Genomic DNA, 17,645 nt, shown 5'->3' with positions numbered 1-17,645 from the left:
CGCGGTGTCGTCACGTCTCGGTGCTGGAATCGTGTGTCGGGTGTGTCTCGTGGCGGCGGCCCGCCACGAAGCGGGTGAAGACGAGGGTGCCGGCGGGGGCCAGGACGGCCAGCATCAGCGCGAGGTCCTGGTAGGCGGGCCGGCCGTATACCTGGGGCAGGAGGAGGAACACCGCGCCCACCGTGGTCGACAGCAGCGAGACCCCGGCGAGTCGGCGTACCGTGGTGCCGCGGGCCACGACCCACAGGTACGGCGGCACCGTGGCGGCCAGCAGGACCAGCGCGGCCGCCGCCCAGGCGTTCACCGTCTCCCGCCCGTCCGGGCCACCGCCGCCTCGACCGGTCCCGCGTCCGGACGCAGGGCGTGCATCAGCACCATGTCGTCGCGCGGGATGCCGATCACGCAGGTGTCCGGTGACGCGGCGATCAGCGTGCCGGCCCACGCGGCATGGGCCTCCGGCCGCAGCGTCACGCGCCGCACGGTCGCGTCCCTCGGACGCGTGGCCACGGAGGACATCAGGACGGCCAGGCCGCGTGCGACCGCGTACGGCAGTGAGACGGCGGCGCGGGCCGCGTGGCGGGCCCCCGTGACGTGCACACCGGCGGCACGTCGCATCCGCCGCGCCGCGAACGCCCCGCCCAGTGAGGCCAGGCCGGCCACCGTCAGTTCGACGGGCGACACGGAACTGACCGACACCACCGTCACGCCGGTCAGCACCCCGCACCACACCGTGATCTCAACCGTCGCAGCCCACATCGGACCTCCTCGCGCCCAGGCCATTGTTCGACCGAGGGCGGCCCGGAGACGCCGCAGCGAACGGTGGCGTGTCCCGGGCATCACCCGTACGGCTCAGGGCCCCCGAGCGGCCCGCAGTCAGTCGGGCGGCTCGGGCGGGCGCGGCCGGCCGGGCTCGGGCGGTGCGGGCTCCGGACCGGGCTCGGCGGGACGCGGCGGGGCGGGCGGCTCGGGCGGCGGGACCGGCGTGCCGGGCGGAGCCGGCGGGTCATGCGGAACGGGCGGGTCGGCCACGGAGACCATGATCGCGGGCTCCTAGCGTCCGAGGGCGTCTTCGAGCTGCGCCTTGTTCATCTTCGAGCGGCCCTGGATGCCGCGCTGCCTGGCCTCGTTGTACAGCTGGTCGTAGGTGGGGCCCTGGGCGCCGCTGTGGGAGCGCTGCCCGCCGCGGCGGGAGGAGGACATGTCCTCGACCGAGGTGCGGCTGGCGGTCTTCGATTCCCCCTGCCGGGCGCGTTCCTTGTTCACGGTCCGCGCGGCGATCTCCTCGGCGCGCTCCTCCTTCTCACCGCGTTCCAGCGCGCTTTCCTTGATGTGTTCGTACTGCCGTTCCCGCTTCGGGCTCGATCCGCGGGGCATGGTCACACACTCCTGTCCTGTGCTTGGGGGGCTCGGGTGCCCCGCATCCGGGCCGCGAACCCGGCGCCGACGCGGGGCACGGCCGATGTCGCGCGTCGCGTACCGTCCGCGAGAGCCCCGACGGCGTGCGCGGCCCGCTGCTGGACGCTGCGGCCCCGGGCTTGATCGTCGAACCGGCCGTGCGCTCCGAAGTCCCGTAGCGCGTCCGCGGGTTCGAACAGGTTGTCCGGCTCCCCGGCCTGCCTCGGGTGACCGTCCTGCTGGGAGGCGAAGCCGGTGCGGGCCAGGTAGCGGTCCAGCAGCCCCGGTACGACCGCGTTCGCCACCAACGTGGCGACGGTGCTGCCGCCGACCCAGTACTCGCGCCTGCCCGGGTGGTCGGCGGCGTACAGCACGGCGCGGGCGGCGATCTCGGGCTGGTAGATCGGCGGCACCGGCTGCGCCCGTTCGGGCAGGCGCGAGCGGACCCAGTCGAACTGCGGGGTGTTCACCGCCGGCATCTGCACCATGGTCGCGCGCACCCGGGTGCCGGAGGCGAGCAGTTCGCAGCGCAGTGCCTCGTGCCAGCCCTGGAGGGCGTGCTTGGCGCCGCTGTAGGCGCTTTGCAGCGGGATGCCGCGGTAGGCGATCGCCGAGCCGACCTGCACGATGACTCCCCGGTCCCGGGGCAGCATCCGGCGCAGCGCGGCCCCGGTGGCGTAGACGTAGCCGAGGTAGGTGACCTCGGTGACGCGCCGGAACTCCTCGGGCGCGATTTCGGCGAAGGGTGCGAAGACCGAGGTGAACGCGTCGTTGACCCACACGTCGATCGGACCGAGCTCCTCCTCGGCCCGTTGGGCCGCGGCCTCCACCGCCTCCGGATCGGCCATGTCCGCCTCGATGGCGACCACCTTCGCGGCGCCCGCCTGCTCGGCGTCGCGGACCGCGCCCTCGAGGCCGGCCCGGCCACGGGCGATCAGCGCGAGGCGGTCCCCGCGAGCGGCGAAGGCGACCGCGGCCGCGCGGCCGATCCCGCCGCTGGCTCCGGTGACCACCACGGTGCGGCACTCGGGTTCGTCAGGTGTCATACGGTCCGGTTCTCCCCGATGCGCGGGGGCAAACGAGGGTGCGGGGAGGCGGCCGCGGGTGCGGTGGCGGACGGATCAGCCCGCGCCGGCCAGCGTGGTGGCGGCCTCCAGGAGCAGGGCGTGGACGAACGCCTGCGGCAGGTTGCCGCGCAGCTGGCGCTGGGCGACGTCGAACTCCTCCGCGTACAGGCCGGCGGGGCCGCAGGCGGCACGGTTGCGTTCGAACCAGCGCACGGCCTCCACCGTGTCGCCCTGCTGGTGCTCGGCGAGGGCCATGACGAACCCGCAGAGCAGGAAGGCCCCTTCGGCGTCCTGGAGCGGTCGCTGGTCGTGACGGAAACGGTAGGCGTAGTGGTCCTGGACGAGGTCGGCGCGGACCGCGCGCAGGGTGGCGGTGGTGCGGGGGTCGCCGGCGGGCAGGGCGCCGCGGATGGCGGGCAGCAGGAGCGCCGTGTCGACGCGGGGGTCCGTCGGCGCGCGTTGCCAGCGGCCGGAGGGGTGCAGGCTGTCGGCGGCGGTGTCGGCGACGATCCGGTCCGCGAGTGCCGCCCACCGCGATGCCGCCCCGGCGCTGCCGGCGGGTGCCGCCGCCGCGGCGGCACGCAGCCCGGCCGCGCAGATCAGCCGGCTGTGCGCCCAGCGGTCCCTGTGCAGTTCCCAGATCCCGGCATCCCCGTCCCGGTGGCGGGCCTCGATGGCCTCGGCGGCGAGGAGGGCGGCGTGCCAGGCCTCGGCGCCGATACGGTCCTGGCGCGCTCCGGCCGCGATCAGCAGCAGGCTCTCGCCGAGCGCGTCCAGCTGGAACTGGCGGTTGACGTGATTGCCGACGACGTCGTAGCCGCCCGGATAGCCGGGCAGGTCGAGGGTGCGCTGGTCGGGCACCGGCCCACCGGTCGCGGTGTAGGCGGGCGCGAGGCAGGGGCCGTGTTCGATCAGGCGCTCGGTGACGAACCGCACCGAGTCGTCCAGCAGTGCGTACGGGCCGGTCGCCGCGAGGGCCTGGCCGATGTAGGCCTGGTCGCGGATCCACACGTACCGGTAGTCGTAGTTGCGGCCCTGCTCGGCCCGCTCGGGCAGGCTGGTCGTCGCGGCGGCCACGGTACCGCCGTGCGAGCCCGTCATACCGCGCAGCACCGCGTACGCGTGCCGGGCGTCACGCGGGCCCAGCGCGCCACGAAGTCCGGGCACGCGTGCGGCCCATCCGGCCTCGGTGGCCCGCCACAGCCAGTCCGTCGGCTCCGGTCCGGGAAGCGGCCGGTCCGAGACCTCCAGGACCAGATCGTGGTGGGTGCCGGCGGCCAGGCGCAGCACCGCGTCCAGCCCCGGGTGGTCCGTGCCCGCCGGTTCGGCGCCGGGCGCGCCGCCGAACCGGACGTACAGCTCGCCGGCCCGGCCCGTCCACCGGCCCTCGCCGTCCCGGTGCACCTCGCGCAGCGGACGCCGGCCGAAGCCCGCCGCCGGGTACAGCCGTACGTCGACCCGGGCGTCGCCGTCGACGGCCATGACCCGGCGCAGCACCGTGACCCGGTGCGGATCGCCGGGGAGGGCGAGGGCCTCGCGGCACTCGACGATGCCGCCGGTGGTGATCCAGCGACTGCGCCAGATCAGGCCGCCCTGCTCGTAGTAGCCGCCGTGCACGAACGGCCCGGTGGGGGTGACGTCGTACCAGCCGGGACCGCCGATCAGGGCGGAGAAGACGGCCTCGCTGTCCCAGGCGGGCGCGCACATCCACACGATCTCGCCGCGAGGTCCCACCAGGGCGCCGCGCTCGCCGTCCGCGAGCAGGGCGTAGTCGCGCAGTGTGTGCGGGGCGGGGGCCTCGCCGGACGAGTTCACGGTCCACTCCTTCCCCGTCCCGGCGCGCCCGCGGTACCCGGTCGGCCGCCGTGACGTGAACACGGCTCATGCCCGACTGACCGCAGGCGCTGAGGTGAAACCACGCACCCTCCTGGCGCAGGTGGCGGCCGGTGCCTCCGCGGCCCTTTCGATACATCGGTGTATCGGATACATTCACGTATCAAACGGAGGTCCGGCATTGGCGGTCGAGGGCACGGAGAGGCGCGTCACCAGGCGCCGGCAGCGGACGCGGGCCAACCTGCTCGACGCCGCCTTCACGGTGTTCGCGGCCAAGGGCTTCGGCCGGGTGTCGATCGAGGAGGTCTGCGAGGCCGCCGGCTACAGCAGGGGCGCCTTCTACTCCAACTTCGACTCCCTCGACGAGCTGTTCTTCGCCCTGTACCGGGAACGGGCCGAGCTGATCGCCGACCAGGTGGCCGGTGCGCTCGCCCTCGACGGCCCGGACCTCGACGTGCCCGCCGCCGTCGACCGGGTCACCGACGTGCTGCTGCTGGACCTGGACTGGCTCCTGGTCAAGACGGACTTCCTGGTGCACGCCGCCCGCGACGCGGCCGTGGCGCGGACGTTGCTGGAGCACCGCGCGCGGCTGCGCCGGGCCGTCGCCGACCGGCTCGCCCGCGCCCGCACCCCGCTGCCCGCCGTCCTCGGAGACGCCGACGCCGCCGCCCACGCGGTCGTCGCCGCGTACGACGGAGTCACCACCCAACTGCTGCTGGACAAGGACGTCGAGGGCGCCCGCGCCTGGCTCGGACAGCTGCTCACCGCGCTGCTGACGGACGGTGGCGGCACCGCACGCGCATCACAAGAAGACTGAGCAAAACCAAGGAAACCGAGGAACCGAGGAAGGAAGGGGACGGTCGCCATGGACGCCGACGTCATCGTGGTCGGAGCGGGCCTCGCGGGCCTGGTCGCGGCGCACGAACTGACCAGCCGGGGCCGCAGGGTCGCCCTCGTCGACCAGGAGAACGCCGCCAACCTCGGCGGGCAGGCGTACTGGTCCTTCGGCGGGCTGTTCCTCGTCGACACCCCGCAGCAGCGCAGGCTCGGCGTCAAGGACTCCTTCGAGCTGGCCTGGAACGACTGGCAGGGCAGCGCGCGCTTCGACCGGCTGGACGACGAGGACTCCTGGGCGGTGCGCTGGGCGCGCGCCTATGTCGAGTTCGCGGCGGGGGAGAAGCGGTCCTGGCTGGAAGGGCACGGCATCACGCTGCTGCCCACGGTCGGCTGGGCCGAGCGCGGCGATCTGCGCGCCGACGGCCACGGCAACTCCGTGCCCCGCTTCCACATCGCCTGGGGCACCGGCACGGGCGTCGTGGAACCCTTCGCCGCGTACGCCCTCCAGGCCGCGCGCGACGGCCTGCTCACCTTCCACCACCGTCACCGGGTCGACGAACTCGTCGTCCAGGACGGCGCGGCACACGGAGTGCGGGGCACGGTCCTCGCCGAGGACGACTCGCCCCGCGGTGTCGCCTCCAACCGCGAGGAGACCGGCGCGTTCGAACTCACCGCGCAGGCCGTGGTCCTCACCACCGGCGGCATCGGCGCCGGCCACGACCTCGTCCGCCGTTACTGGCCCGAGCGCCTAGGCACCCCGCCGTCGCGGATGGTCACCGGCGTTCCGGCGTACGTCGACGGCCGGATGCTGGACATCAGCGCCGAAGCCGGCGTACGGCTCGTCAACCGCGACCGCATGTGGCACTACACCGAGGGCCTGCGGAACTGGAACCCGATCTGGCCCGGCCACGGCATCCGCATCCTGCCCGGCCCGTCCTCGGTGTGGCTGGACGCCCTCGGCCGCCGGCTGCCCGACCCCTGCCTGCCCGGCTACGACACGCTCAGCACCCTCAAGCACCTGCGCACCACCGAGGACATCGCCGGGTACGACCACTCCTGGTTCGTGCTGACCCGCAGGATCGTCGAGAAGGAGTTCGCCCTGTCGGGCTCCGAGCAGAACCCCGACATCACGGCCAAGGACCGCAAGGCGGTGCTGCGCGACCGGCTGCTCGGCAAGGGAGCACCCGGACCCGTACGGGACTTCCTGCGACACGGCGAGGACTTCCTGATCGCCGACACGCTGGAGCAACTGGTCGAGAAGATGAACCAGTCGACCGACAAGCCCCTCCTCGACGCCGCCGGGGTGCGCCGCCTGATCGAGGCCCGCGACCTCCAGATCGCCAACCCCTACAGCAAGGACACCCAGATCCAGGGCATCCACAACGCCCGCCGCTACATCGGCGACCGCCTCGGCCGGGTGGCCGCCCCGCACCGCGTCCTGGACCCGGCGGCCGGCCCGCTGATCGCCGTCAAGCTGCACATCCTGACCCGCAAGACGCTCGGCGGCATCCAGACCGACCTGGACTCGCGCGCCCTCGGCACCGACGGGCAGGTGATCGACGGCCTCTACGCGGCCGGTGAGGTCGCCGGGTTCGGCGGCGGCGGAGTCCACGGCTACAACGCCCTGGAGGGCACCTTCCTCGGCGGATGCCTGTTCTCCGGGCGCGCGGCCGGACGGGCCGCCGCACGGCAGACCGCCTGAACGGGACCCGCCCGCCATCTCGTCGAGTGGTCCAACCGCCGACCGTTCATCTGGGTCGACGACGAGATCAGCGACCGGAAAGGTTCACCGGCTCGCGACGCCCGGCACGTCGCGGACGATCACCGAGCGTTCGTTGCGGCCGGCCTTCCGGTCAACGTCCCTCCCGAGGACGGGCAGACCTGGTCCAGGCCCTGGCCGGAGTGGCGCGGCAGCGATCTGGACAGCTTGCGTCGACAGCTCGACTGGCCGGTCGAGGGCGTTCTACTCGCCGTTGAGCACAACGCGTTCTGGCACGAGGGCTGGGGTGAGCGTCCAGCCGCAGGGACGGCGGCACTGGATACGGCGCAGGCCGGCAAAAGCGTTGAGGTCCTGCTGACCCGCTACGAGAAGTGCCTCGACGGACGGCAGGACGTCGCCAACCGGCGCATCGAGGACCTGCTTCGTGAGTACGACTGACGTAGCCTGCACGTGCCCGAGGCCCCTGGCGTTCTGTCCAGGAGTCTCGTCGTTCCCGGGGCTCATCACTGCGTGGTGGTCTGTTGGGTCGATAGAGCTGGGCTGAAGCGTCGAGGCGTGATCACGAGTTGCGGCGGGCCGTTCAGGTCCTGGGGTGGTGGGTGCCCGGCATCTCGCCCGATTCCGTTTGCCGCTTGGTACGGAACACCTCCCTGGTGGTCCCCACCAGAAAGCCCGCTGCGAGCAGTCCTGCCACAATCGCACCCTGCAGAATTCCGTCGGCCTCATGTCCGTCGAGGTACGCAACATGACGGACCTCGGTGGGGCGCGCCGGATTGTATACGACGGGTATGTTCACTCCCGGCTTCGCATCGTCTGCTGAGCTGGGCACGATATCGACATCCGCGCGCACGGGGCCGGACGGTGTGCCGAAGCGCACGGTCACGGAAGTCGCCCAGCCTTCCTCCGACCGGCTGGTGATCTCGACCACGGTTGCGTCGCTCCTGCGGCCATGGTCCCGGAGATTCGCCAGAGCCTGGTATTCCTGACCAGCTCCCCACCCCATGAATCCAGCGAAGGTGGCGAACATCAGAAAACCCCCGCCAATCAATCGGACTTTGGCCCAGCGAGGGGCCACCAGCCACGATTCCGGACCGAGCCGCAGCAGCCCAGCCACGAGGTGGCCCGGCGAAGGAACGGCCCAGCCCTGGCGGCGTACCTGTCTGGAGATACCGTCCGCTGCAGCCAGTGCCACCGTCCAGCCGAGAAGATAGAGCCACACGGACCCAAACGGTCCGAATGCGATCCACACCACGATGGCCACGACGGCCGCCAGCGCCCTCCAGCCAAAGGGAGAGCCGTACTTATCCCGGCTGCCGCTCAGCGCGGATTTGCGCTCATCCATCTGCGCCTCCACACCCCTTACGAGATGAGACTCATGGGCTGCCGTACTGGTTGCAGTGGCAGCTGGCCGTCCCGTGTCAGAGGCCTCGTCGGTTCCTGGACTTCACCTGCGGCGATGCCCCATGATCCCGTCCACGCCTCGTCCACGGACGCCGACATACGGCTGCTCCGGGCGGCATACGGCTGCACAAACACAAAGACCCCGCACTCAGCGTTTCCGCTGGGCACGGGGTCTCTGGGCACCTCATAACGGGTGCCCCCGACAGGATTCGAACCTGCGCGCACGGCTCCGGAGGCCGTCGTTGGGGCGAGCCCTTCGGCGAGCCAGATCAACTGAGACGGCCCCAGGCGTCCACTCTCCCCGGAACGGATCACCTGAGATTTCTGCCGGCCTTGCGTCTCACTTGATCTGGCCGCTCCAGGCCGGAGCCGGTCCCGCGTACCAGGTTCGCTGCGACGGGACCCGACATGACCTGAAAGGGCCGGACCCGGTCACTGCTCGCGCATGCCCCACGGGGAGCCGTACTCCGTCAGCAGGTCCAGGAAGGGGCGGGCCGGGAACGCCTCGGGGCCCAGAACGCCCGCTCCGGACCAGGCGCCGCCGGCCAGCAGCTCCAGGGCGACCACGGGATTGACCGCCGTCTGCCACACCACCGCCTGGCACCCGTACTCGGCCATGGACCACTCGTTGTCGACCACGTGGTACAGGTACACCTCACGCGGCGCGCCGTCCCGGGTGCCGCGCACCCAGGTGCCCGCGCAGGTCTTGCCGCGCATCCGCTCGCCCAGGGTCGCCGGGTCGGGCAGGCAGGCGGCGACGACGTCCCGGGGCGAGACGGCGACCGGCCCGTCCGGGCCCGGCACGGTGACCGGGTCGGTGCGGTCCAGACCCAGCAGGTGCAGCGTCTTGAGGGTGTCGATGAACTCGCGGCCCAGACCGTACTTGAAGGTCACCCGCCGCGCGTCCACCCAGCGCGGGACCAGCAGCACCTCCTCGTGCTCCACGTTCACGCACTCGACCTCGCCGATGCCCGCGGGGAAGTCGAACACCTCCGGCTCGCTGAACGGCTCGGTGGTGAACCAGCCGCGCCCGGCCTCGTACACCACCGGCGGGTTCAGGCACTCCTCGATGGTGGTCCAGATGCTGAAGGACGGCGCGAAGTCGTAGCCGTCGACGGTCAGGTTCGCGCCGTCGCGGACGCCGATCTCCTCGATCTCGTCGAAGAGTTCGTCGGCGGCGTACCGCGCGAACACGTCGGACAGGCCCGGCTCCACCCCCATGCCGACCAGGGCGAGCGCGCCGGCCTTCTCCCAGTCCTCCGCCAGCGCGAACTGCTCGTCGCCCAGTCTGACCCCGCACTCCTCGTACGGCCGCTCCGGGTGCGGCCGGGACAGGGACATCGCCATGTCGAGGTAGCCGGCGCCGGCCGTGCGGGCCGCGCGGAACAGCGGCATCACGAAGCGCGGGTCGGTCGCGTTCAGCAGCACGTCGCAGCGGTGCCGGGCGAGCAGGTCCGCCACCGCCGCCTCGTCGCTCGCGTCGACGCGCTCGGCGACGAACCGGCCGTCGTCGCCGACGGCCGCCACGGCGGACTCGGCCCGCCCGCGGTCGTAGTCCGCGACGACCATCGACTCGAGGAACGAACGACGGGCCGCGATCCGAGTGATGGCGGTACCCACACCACCGGCTCCCACGAGCAGTACACGCATGACCAGAACTCCCTCTCGGTCTCTGTCCTGACCGTCGATACAACGCCGCGCACCACGTAAGGTCAATGGTGTTGGCATAAGCGTGGAGTCCGAGGAGGTCGGGATGCCCAAACCGGTGGTTCCCGAGGACAAGCGACGGCGGCGCCGCCCCACCCGGAGCGGCACCGTACTGTCCGAGAAACTGATCGTCGACACCGCCCTGCGCCTGCTGCGGGAGCACGGCAGCGCGGGACTGACCGCCCGCCGCCTCGGCCTGGCGCTCGACTGCGACCCGAGCACCCTCTACCGCTACTTCCGCGGCATGGACGACCTCACCCTGGCGATCGGCGACGCGCTGATCGGCCGGGCGCTGGCCGGCTGGGAGCCGACCGGGCGGTGGCGGGCCGACCTGCGCGAGATGGGCCTGCGCATCCACTCCGCGTACGTCGCGCATCCGCAGGCCGCCGTGGTGACCGCCAACCGCGTCTCCGGCCGTGCCAACGAACTGGCCGCCGACGAGGCCGTCCTGGGCGTGCTGCGCCGGGCCGGCTTCCCACTGCCCCACACGGTGCGGATCTACCACGCCTTCGTCGACCAGACCCTCGCCTTCGCCGCGCTCGACGCCGCCTCCCTGGCCCTGCCGAGCGCCGCCCTGCGCGCCGACGAGGAGATGTGGCACTCGACCTACGCCCTGCTGCCCGCCACCACGCATCCGCGCATCGCCGAGGCGGCGCCCCTGCTCGCCACCCGCATGGTCACCAGCGCCTACCCGACCGCCCTGGACATGCTGCTCGACAGCGCGGCGGCCCAACTGGAGCGCGTACGCGGCAGCTTTCCGGATCGAGGCGGTCCCCAGGCCCGGCCGGTGCTGCGACACTGAACACCGCACCGATAGATGTAACGAGCAACCAGGAAGCCCGTGGACACCAGCGAGAGCGCCGACAGCAGCACCGCACCGCACGGCGACGCCCCCGACCCGCCCAGAGCCGACCGACGGGGCTGGCGCCGCTGGGCCATGGACACCCGGCCGCTGCGCCGCCCCGCCTTCCGCCGGCTGTGGTCCTCGACCATCGTCACCGCGGTCGGCAGCCAGCTCACCGCCGTCGCCGTGCCCAAGCAGATCTACGACATCACCGGCTCCTCGGCCTGGGTCGGCTACGCCAGCCTCGCCGGCCTGGTCCCGATGGTGGTGTTCGCGCTGTGGGGCGGCGCGGTCGCCGACACGATGGACCGCCGCAAACTGCTGCTGATCACCAACAGCGGTATCGCGGTCACCTCGGTGCTGTTCTGGTTGCAGGCCGCGGCCCGGTTCGACTCGGTCGTGGTGCTGATGGTGCTGCTCGCCGTGCAGCAGGCCTTCTTCGGGCTGAACTCCCCGGCCCGCAACGCCTCCATCGCCCGACTCGTCCCGGCCGAGGAGCTGCCCGCCGCCAACGCCCTGGGATCGACCGTCATGCAGACCGGTCTGGTGGCCGGACCGCTGCTGGCCGGCGCGCTCATCCCCGTCATCGGGCTGCCCGAGCTGTATCTCATCGACGCCGTGGCCCTATGCGTCACCGTGTGGGCGGTGCTGCGCCTGCCCGCGCTGCCGCCCCTGGCCGGATCCGCCGCGCGCCGCGCGGGGGTGCGGGAGATAGCCGACGGGTTCCGCTACATCTCCGGGCACAAGGTGCTGCTGCTGTCGTTCCTCGCCGACATCATCGCCATGGTCTTCGGGATGCCCCGCGCCCTGTTCCCGCAGCTCGCCGCCGAGACGTACGCCCCCTACGGCGAAGGACTCGCGCTCGGCCTGCTGTTCGCGGCCATCCCGGTCGGTGCGGTGGTCGGCGGGCTGTTCTCCGGCACCTTCTCCCGGGCGCGCCGGCACGGCTGGATGGTGATCGGCGCGGTCACCGCCTGGGGAGCGGCCGTCACCGGGTTCGGACTGAGCCGCAGCCTGTGGTTCGCGGTGGTGTTCCTGGCGGCCGCCGGGGTCGCCGACATGGTCTCCATGGTGTTCCGCGGCGCCATCCTGCTGTCCGCCGCCACCGACGAGATGCGCGGCCGTATGCAGGGCGTCTTCACCGTCGTCGTCGCGGGCGGTCCGCGCCTGGCGGACGTCCTGCACGGTACGGCCGGCTCGGCGTTCGGCCCGCGTGCGGCGGTGGCCGGCGGCGGCCTGCTGGTGGTCGTCCTGACGCTGGGCCTGGCGGCGGCCGTCCCGGCGCTGCGCCGCTACCGGATCTGAGCCACCGGATCCGGTGGCTCAGTGAGAGCGCCGGGGGATGGTGTACTGCTCCAGGAGCTTGCCCCGGGTCAGCTCCAGCCGGTGGGCGAGGATCTCGGCGACGGTCCGCACCAGCGACAGCCCGAGCAGCGGATCCTCCACGGACAGCGCCAGCACCGCCGAAGCGTCGAACTCGTAGGCGCGGACCTGGCTGTACGCCTCCGCCCCGAAGTCCCACTGGTACGGCGGGAACAGCCAGGACCAGCCGAGCAGGTCGCCCGCGCCGAGGGACGCCACCGTCACCTTGCGGGTGGGCGTCACCTGCTGGTCCAGGTGCACGGCGCCGGAGCGGATGACCCAGAAGCGGTCGGCCGTGCCCCCCGCCTCGAAGATCCTCGTGTCCTCGGGGAAGGAGACCTCCCGCGCGACCTCCATCAGGCGCTCGCGTTGTTTCTGGGGGAGGGCGGTCAGCAGTTTTATCGCTTTGGTCATGACCCGAAGCTCCTCGCCGGCGATGGGTTCCGCGCATGTGCCTCCTCCCCATTTCAGCCGCTGCGGGTCCCCAGGGCACCTCGGCGGAGGCGACTTCTCAACTTCTGCTCACCGCTTCTGCTTCTGCTCACAGCTCCTGCTCACAGCTCCCTCACCGCGACGAGGGCTGTCCGGCCGACCCGCGCTGGAAGGTGGCGTACAGCAGCCACAGAGAGGGGACCAGGAGCACCGCGCCGACGCCCAGCGACACCAGGACCGCGGCCAGCACGGAGGCGTTCGACGCGGCCTGCGCGACGGTGGTGCCGCCGACCAGCATGGCCGGATACTGGGCCGCGCCCCACGTCCACAGGATCGCCGCGACCGCCAGGGCGGCGGCCCCGCGGGCGGCCACGAAACGCCGCCGGACCAGCAGGCCGAGACCGGCGAGCCCGGCCACCGCGCTGAGGATCACCAGCGGCAGCGCCCGGTGGGTCAGCCCGTGGAACAGCGCCGAGGCGTCCGCGTGCAGCACCGCGATCCCCGCGAGGGCCGCGACTCCGGCCGCCAGCCCGCTGAGCACGGCGTCGCGGGCGAAGGCCGCCGCCAGCTCGGGCCGGCCCTCGCGGTCCGCGTCGGCGCACAGGTACACCGCCGCCAGGTGCGCACAGGTCACCACGGCCAGCACTCCGCCCAGCAGCGACGTCGGATTGAGCCAGCCGGTGATCACATCGCCCGCGGCGAGCCCCGGCGGCACGCGCCCGGAGGCCACACCGCCGGCGACCGTGCCGAGGAAGAACGGTGTGAGCAGCGAGGACAGCGCGAAGCACGCCCCGAACAGCCGCTGCTGCCACAGCTCGGTACTGGCCTTGCGGAAGGCGAAGGCGGCGCCCCGCGCGATGATGCCCAGCGCCGCCAGCGTCAGCGGGATGTACAGCGTGGACATCACGGCGGCGAACACCGGGGAGAACGCCGACCACAGCATCACCACCACGAAGATCAGCCACACGTGGTTGGCCTCCCACACCGGCCCGATGCTGTGCTCGATCAGCTCGCGCCGGGGCCGCCCGCGCTCGGCTCCGCCGGCCAGCAGGTCCCACACCCCGGCGCCGAAGTCGGCCCCGCCGAACAGGGCGTAGCAGGTCAGGCCCAGCCACATCACGGCGAGCGCCGCGTCCGCGAGCACGGTCACCTCCAAGGGGTCGTACGGCGGGGCCCGGCGGGCCTCACACGACGGGGTACCGCGTGACGTCCGCCTCCTGCGGAGCCTGCGGCACCGGGGTGCCCCGGGCCAGGCGGCGCAGGACGTACACGGTGGCGGCGGTCATGGCGGCGTACACCACCAGCACCAGCCACAGGCCGGTCATCAGGCCCGGGGCGGGGTTGACGGCCTCCCGCACGCTCATCACGCCCCACACGATCCACGGCTGCCGGCCCAGTTCGGTCACGGTCCAGCCGCACTCCAGCGCCACCACCGCGGCCGGGCCGGCGACTGCGGCGAGCGCCAGGAACGGGCGGGGCGTGCGCAGCTCCCCGCCGGTACGGCGGCGGTGCCACCACTGCCACAGCAGCCATACGCCCATGAGCAGCAAGAAGAAGCCGATGGCGACCATCAGGTCGAAGGCCCAGTGCACACCGGTGACCGGTGGACGCAGAGCGACCGGCACGCGGTCCAGGCCCCGGACGACGGTGCCGGGGCGGTAGCCGACCAGCAGGGACAGCCCGTCGGGGATCTCCAGGCCGTACTTCAGCCCGTTGTCGCCCGCGACACCGCCGATGGTCAGCGGGACGTGGGAGCCGGTGCGGTACACGCCCTCGATCGCGGCGAGCTTGGCCGGCTGGTAGCCGGACAGGAAGCGCGCCGCCCAATCGCCCACGACGATCTGGAACGGGGCCACGATCGCGCCCAGCGTGAACGGGATGAGGAACCCGGCCCGGTGGTAGGCGTCCCGGCGCCCGCGCAGCAGGGCCACCGCGTACACGGCGGCGGCCAGGAACGAGGCCACCATGAAGGCCGCGAGGATCATGTGCACGGTCTGCGGGGGACTGGCCGGGTTGAGCATCGCCGCCCACGGGTCGACGTGCACGACCTTGCCGTCGCGCAGGGTGAAGCCGCGCGGCTGGTTCATCCACGCGTTGGCGCACACCACGAAGAACGCCGACGCGGTGCCCGCGACGACAATGGGGATGCCGGTCAGCAGATGGCGGCGGGGCGGCAGCCGGTCCCAGGCGTACAGGTAGATCCCGAGGAAGATCGCCTCCAGGAAGAACGCGATGCCCTCCAGGGCGAACGGCAGCCCGATCACCTGGCCGAACCTGCCCATCAGTCCAGGCCACAGCAGCCCCATCTCGAAGCTGAGGATGGTCCCGGAGACGGCGCCCACCGCGAACAGCACGCCCATGGCGCGTGCCCACCGGCGGGCCAGCAGCTGGTGCGCCGGATCGCCGGTGCGGATGCCGTACCACTCCGCGAGCAGGGTCAGTACCGGCAGCCCGACCCCGAGGCAGGCCACGATGATGTGCCAGGCGAGGGAGAATCCCATCTGCGCCCGCGCCGCCGCCAGGTCTCCCTCCGTCACCCGGCGGACCGCGTACACGACGAGCACCCCCGGCCCGGAGAGCAGAGCGCGCATCACGAGAACCGCCAGTACCCGGCTGGAACGGACCGAACCGCGATTCTTCGCCCATCTCCGGATGAAGACATGAAAAAGCCCTGGCTGGACGGGGGAGGCCAGCCAGGGCCGTATATGGCGGTGTACGGGGGACGCCTCGGGTCGACCCCGTCGCCGCGTATAAATGAACCGTAAACCATCTTGGGCGGTTCCGCGCAGCCGGAACCGGGTCACGTGAGCGGGGTCACTTCCGCCCGTCAGCCCCGCTCGGCGTGCCGGCCCGGGGCCAGGATCTCGTCCAGCACCCGCAGGACGGCCTCGTAGCTCAAGGCGCGTACGGCCGCCTCGCGCGCGGCGTCCGGATCGGTCGCCCCGAGGGTGTCGCGGCGGTCCCGCCACCCGCGCTCCTCCTGTGCCGCGCACGCCCTCGCGCGCTGGATGCGCCGCAGCAGTTCGTCCGAGTGCACCACATCGGTCATGTCCTCCACCTACCCGCTCCCGCGCGCCGTGATGGCGGCTCGAATCGGCCGTTACCGGGACTCTTGCAGAAGGTCCCGGCGTTCACGCCGGGGATGAAGGCATCTCAAGGCTGCTCTGACCTGCACCTTAGAGCGGACGTGTTTGCTGTTCGATGTACTGGCGGACGATCGCCAATGGTGCTCCGCCGCATGATGCGGAGAAGTACGAGGGTGACCACAGGGGTCCGTGCATGATGGCGGGGTTGCTCCGGCCGTTGAACTCGTGGCGTATCCGGCGGGCGGAGACGCCCTTGAGGCTGTTGACCAGTTTCGAGACGGCGACCTTGGGCGGGTAGTGCACCAACAGGTGGACGTGATCACGTTCGCCGTTGAACTCCTTCAGCTCCGCCTCGAAGTCCTCGCACACCTTGCGCATGATCTCTTCGCAGCGCGTGAGCATCTCGTCGTTGAACACCCCGCGCCGGTACTTCGTCACAAAGACCAAGTGCACATGCATCGCCGAAACAACGTGCCTGCCACGCCTGTAGTCGTTCCGGCCATCCATGAGGCCAATCGTAGTAGCGTCTTGGGTTGTGCAGCTCCGCTACAACTACCGGACCTACCCGGACGCCTCCCAGTGCCGTGCGCTGGCGCGTGCGTTCGGGTGCGCCCGCGTGGTGTGGAACGACTGCCTGCGTGACCGGAAGGAAGCACACGCGGCAGGACTGCCCTATGTGAAATCAGCGGAGCTGTCCCGGCTTCGCATCACCCAGGCCAAGCGCACCGAGGAACGGGCCTGGCTCGCCGACGTGTCGGCGGTCGTCCTGCAACAGTCTCTGCGGGACCTGGACACCGCCTACAAGAACTTCTTCGACTCGATCAAGGGCAAGCGGCGGGGCCGGACGGTGGGGCCTCCCCGCTACAAGTCGAAGAAGGACACCCGGCAGTCGATCCGCCTCAACACCAACGCCTTCTGTCTCCAGGAGAACGGCACGGTGTACCTGGCCAAGGTCGGCCATCTCAAGGTCAAGTGGTCCCGCCGGCTTCCGGCCGCGCCCACGTCCCTGACCGTCACCAAAGACAGCTCCGGCCGGTACTTCCTCAGCTTCGTCGTGGACACCGATCCGGACATCCTCCCCGGCCTGGAATGCGACGCCGGGATCGACCTGGGCCTGTCCGCCTTCGCCGTCCTGTCCGACGGCAGCAAGATCGACAGCCCCCGCTTCCTGCGCCGGGCGGAAAAGAAGCTCAAGCGCCTTGGACGGGAGCTGTCCCGCAAGACCAAGGGATCGAAGAACCGGGCCAAGGCCCGCATCAAGGTCGCACGCCAGCACGCCAAGGTCGCAGACCGGCGCCGGGACTGGCACCACAAGGCTTCCACGCAGATCATTCGCGACAATCAAGCGGTGTACGTGGAAGACCTCGCGGTGTCCGGTCTCGGCCGCACCCGGCTCGCCAAGTCCGTGCACGATGCGGGATGGTCCGCGTTCGTCGGCATGCTGGAGTACAAGGCGGTCAAGCACGGCCGCACCTTCGCCAAGGTGGACCGGGCCTTCCCGTCCTCTCAGGTCTGCTCGGCCTGCGGATTCCGGGACGGCCCCAAGCCCCTGCACGTGCGGCAGTGGACGTGCGGCGAGTGCGGCACGGTGCACGACCGCGACCACAATGCAGCCCGCAACGTCCTCTTCGAAGGACGCCGAATCGTCGCCGCCGGACGGGCGGAGACGCTAAACGCCTCGTGGAGCGCCGGTAAGACCAGGACGAAAGTCCCGGCACAGCGCGTTGAAGCAGGAAGCCCCCGGAAAGGTCAGACGACCCAGGCCGGAATCCCTGGACTTTAGGCCAGGGAGCACGTCAAGGGAGAAGAACTACGCGAACCGGAGTTTGTCGCTCCCGCCACCGGGCAGACGGAACCTCGTGCTTCGGACCGGAGGCGCGTCAGCGGAAGCTGTTCCTGCTGCTCCGGGAGGTCTCCAGGCGGACCGGACGGCACCACTCCTTCCGCGGTCAGTCCCTGAA

At 71.7% G+C, this 17,645-nt stretch carries 18 protein-coding genes; 6 read left to right on the top strand and 12 right to left on the bottom strand.

The annotated features are described in order from the left end of the window. Positions 1-10 precede the first annotated feature (10 nt). The 5 genes from ACWEK3_RS11435 to ACWEK3_RS11415 form a co-directional block, all read right to left on the bottom strand. Positions 11-304: a monovalent cation/H+ antiporter complex subunit F gene (locus ACWEK3_RS11435; protein WP_450542746.1), complete on the bottom strand. Its 294-nt coding sequence runs from the start codon at positions 302-304 to the stop codon at positions 11-13. Continuing rightward, on the bottom strand, positions 301-756 hold the full coding sequence (locus ACWEK3_RS11430; protein ID WP_450542748.1) for a hypothetical protein: 456 nt from the start codon (positions 754-756) through the stop codon (positions 301-303). The genes ACWEK3_RS11435 and ACWEK3_RS11430 overlap by 4 nt, the downstream gene beginning before the upstream one ends. A 294-nt stretch (positions 757-1,050) precedes the next feature. After that, the gene (locus ACWEK3_RS11425; protein WP_453249563.1) at positions 1,051-1,374 is read right to left on the bottom strand and encodes a plasmid stabilization protein; all 324 of its coding nucleotides are present in this window, start codon (positions 1,372-1,374) and stop codon (positions 1,051-1,053) included. Between the two features lie 2 nt (positions 1,375-1,376). Next, positions 1,377-2,441 (bottom strand): SDR family oxidoreductase, encoded by a 1,065-nt coding sequence (locus ACWEK3_RS11420; protein WP_450542750.1) that lies wholly within the window; start codon positions 2,439-2,441, stop codon positions 1,377-1,379. Positions 2,442-2,516: 75 nt separating this feature from the next. Next, positions 2,517-4,277, bottom strand: coding sequence for a glycoside hydrolase family 15 protein (locus tag ACWEK3_RS11415; protein WP_453249562.1), 1,761 nt, complete (start codon positions 4,275-4,277; stop codon positions 2,517-2,519). Between the two features lie 199 nt (positions 4,278-4,476). Here ACWEK3_RS11415 and ACWEK3_RS11410 point away from each other — a divergent pair, with 199 nt between their 5' ends. The 3 genes from ACWEK3_RS11410 (at position 4,477) to ACWEK3_RS11400 (ending at position 7,290) form a co-directional block, all read left to right on the top strand. Beyond that, positions 4,477-5,112 (top strand): TetR/AcrR family transcriptional regulator, encoded by a 636-nt coding sequence (locus tag ACWEK3_RS11410; protein ID WP_453249561.1) that lies wholly within the window; start codon positions 4,477-4,479, stop codon positions 5,110-5,112. 48 nt (positions 5,113-5,160) lie between these two features. Next, positions 5,161-6,834 (top strand): FAD-binding dehydrogenase, encoded by a 1,674-nt coding sequence (locus tag ACWEK3_RS11405; RefSeq protein WP_453249560.1) that lies wholly within the window; start codon positions 5,161-5,163, stop codon positions 6,832-6,834. Between the two features lie 225 nt (positions 6,835-7,059). Then, a complete protein-coding gene (locus ACWEK3_RS11400; RefSeq protein WP_453249643.1) occupies positions 7,060-7,290 on the top strand; it encodes a hypothetical protein in 231 nt (76 codons plus the stop codon). A 142-nt stretch (positions 7,291-7,432) separates the two neighbouring features. On the opposite strand, the gene ACWEK3_RS11395 is transcribed toward ACWEK3_RS11400, so the two are convergent. Next, positions 7,433-8,194 carry a DUF3592 domain-containing protein gene (locus ACWEK3_RS11395; protein WP_450547654.1) on the bottom strand — a complete coding sequence of 254 codons (762 nt, stop codon included), beginning with the start codon at positions 8,192-8,194 and terminating at the stop codon, positions 7,433-7,435. Between the two features lie 491 nt (positions 8,195-8,685). Further along, positions 8,686-9,903 carry a saccharopine dehydrogenase family protein gene (locus ACWEK3_RS11390; RefSeq protein WP_453249559.1) on the bottom strand — a complete coding sequence of 406 codons (1,218 nt, stop codon included), beginning with the start codon at positions 9,901-9,903 and terminating at the stop codon, positions 8,686-8,688. A 103-nt stretch (positions 9,904-10,006) separates the two neighbouring features. Between ACWEK3_RS11390 and ACWEK3_RS11385 the strand changes: the two genes are divergently transcribed. Next, on the top strand, positions 10,007-10,762 hold the full coding sequence (locus ACWEK3_RS11385; RefSeq protein WP_450547656.1) for a TetR/AcrR family transcriptional regulator: 756 nt from the start codon (positions 10,007-10,009) through the stop codon (positions 10,760-10,762). Positions 10,763-10,801: 39 nt separating this feature from the next. Then, positions 10,802-12,109: an MFS transporter gene (locus ACWEK3_RS11380; protein ID WP_450547657.1), complete on the top strand. Its 1,308-nt coding sequence runs from the start codon at positions 10,802-10,804 to the stop codon at positions 12,107-12,109. An 18-nt stretch (positions 12,110-12,127) separates the two neighbouring features. Here the strand turns inward: ACWEK3_RS11380 and ACWEK3_RS11375 are convergent, their stop codons facing one another. The 5 genes from ACWEK3_RS11375 to tnpA all read right to left on the bottom strand — a co-directional run bounded on the left by ACWEK3_RS11375 (position 12,128) and on the right by tnpA (position 16,191). Further along, positions 12,128-12,580 (bottom strand): cyclic nucleotide-binding domain-containing protein, encoded by a 453-nt coding sequence (locus ACWEK3_RS11375; RefSeq protein WP_141364455.1) that lies wholly within the window; start codon positions 12,578-12,580, stop codon positions 12,128-12,130. A gap of 151 nt (positions 12,581-12,731) precedes the next feature. Further along, entirely contained in the window at positions 12,732-13,742 is a 1,011-nt protein-coding gene (locus ACWEK3_RS11370; protein WP_453249638.1) for a cytochrome d ubiquinol oxidase subunit II, read from the bottom strand. A 40-nt stretch (positions 13,743-13,782) separates the two neighbouring features. Next, positions 13,783-15,189 (bottom strand): cytochrome ubiquinol oxidase subunit I, encoded by a 1,407-nt coding sequence (locus ACWEK3_RS11365; RefSeq protein ID WP_390875698.1) that lies wholly within the window; start codon positions 15,187-15,189, stop codon positions 13,783-13,785. A 236-nt stretch (positions 15,190-15,425) separates the two neighbouring features. Then, positions 15,426-15,647, bottom strand: coding sequence for a nucleoside-diphosphate kinase (locus ACWEK3_RS11360; protein ID WP_361410590.1), 222 nt, complete (start codon positions 15,645-15,647; stop codon positions 15,426-15,428). 127 nt (positions 15,648-15,774) lie between these two features. Beyond that, positions 15,775-16,191: an IS200/IS605 family transposase gene (gene tnpA, locus ACWEK3_RS11355; protein WP_453249558.1), complete on the bottom strand. Its 417-nt coding sequence runs from the start codon at positions 16,189-16,191 to the stop codon at positions 15,775-15,777. Between the two features lie 28 nt (positions 16,192-16,219). Here tnpA and ACWEK3_RS11350 point away from each other — a divergent pair, with 28 nt between their 5' ends. Next, positions 16,220-17,467, top strand: coding sequence for an RNA-guided endonuclease InsQ/TnpB family protein (locus ACWEK3_RS11350; RefSeq protein ID WP_453249557.1), 1,248 nt, complete (start codon positions 16,220-16,222; stop codon positions 17,465-17,467). Positions 17,468-17,645: the final 178 nt, after the last annotated feature.

The sequence above is a fragment of the Streptomyces sp. NPDC004721 genome, from assembly GCF_053601495.1.
This window is presented reverse-complemented; position numbering and strand designations above follow the sequence as displayed.

What these genes read in the sequence shown, in the direction of transcription:
- tnpA (WP_453249558.1), bottom strand. Translation starts at nt 16,191, where the DNA reads ATGGATGGCCGGAACGACTACAGGCGTGGCAGGCACGTTGTTTCGGCG.
- ACWEK3_RS11395 (WP_450547654.1), bottom strand. Translation starts at nt 8,194, where the DNA reads ATGGATGAGCGCAAATCCGCGCTGAGCGGCAGCCGGGATAAGTACGGC.
- ACWEK3_RS11425 (WP_453249563.1), bottom strand. Translation starts at nt 1,374, where the DNA reads ATGCCCCGCGGATCGAGCCCGAAGCGGGAACGGCAGTACGAACACATC.
- ACWEK3_RS11385 (WP_450547656.1), top strand. Translation starts at nt 10,007, where the DNA reads ATGCCCAAACCGGTGGTTCCCGAGGACAAGCGACGGCGGCGCCGCCCC.
- ACWEK3_RS11360 (WP_361410590.1), bottom strand. Translation starts at nt 15,647, where the DNA reads ATGACCGATGTGGTGCACTCGGACGAACTGCTGCGGCGCATCCAGCGC.
- ACWEK3_RS11405 (WP_453249560.1), top strand. Translation starts at nt 5,161, where the DNA reads ATGGACGCCGACGTCATCGTGGTCGGAGCGGGCCTCGCGGGCCTGGTC.
- ACWEK3_RS11390 (WP_453249559.1), bottom strand. Translation starts at nt 9,903, where the DNA reads ATGCGTGTACTGCTCGTGGGAGCCGGTGGTGTGGGTACCGCCATCACT.
- ACWEK3_RS11365 (WP_390875698.1), bottom strand. Translation starts at nt 15,189, where the DNA reads ATGCGCGCTCTGCTCTCCGGGCCGGGGGTGCTCGTCGTGTACGCGGTC.
- ACWEK3_RS11430 (WP_450542748.1), bottom strand. Translation starts at nt 756, where the DNA reads ATGTGGGCTGCGACGGTTGAGATCACGGTGTGGTGCGGGGTGCTGACC.
- ACWEK3_RS11375 (WP_141364455.1), bottom strand. Translation starts at nt 12,580, where the DNA reads ATGACCAAAGCGATAAAACTGCTGACCGCCCTCCCCCAGAAACAACGC.
- ACWEK3_RS11420 (WP_450542750.1), bottom strand. Translation starts at nt 2,441, where the DNA reads ATGACACCTGACGAACCCGAGTGCCGCACCGTGGTGGTCACCGGAGCC.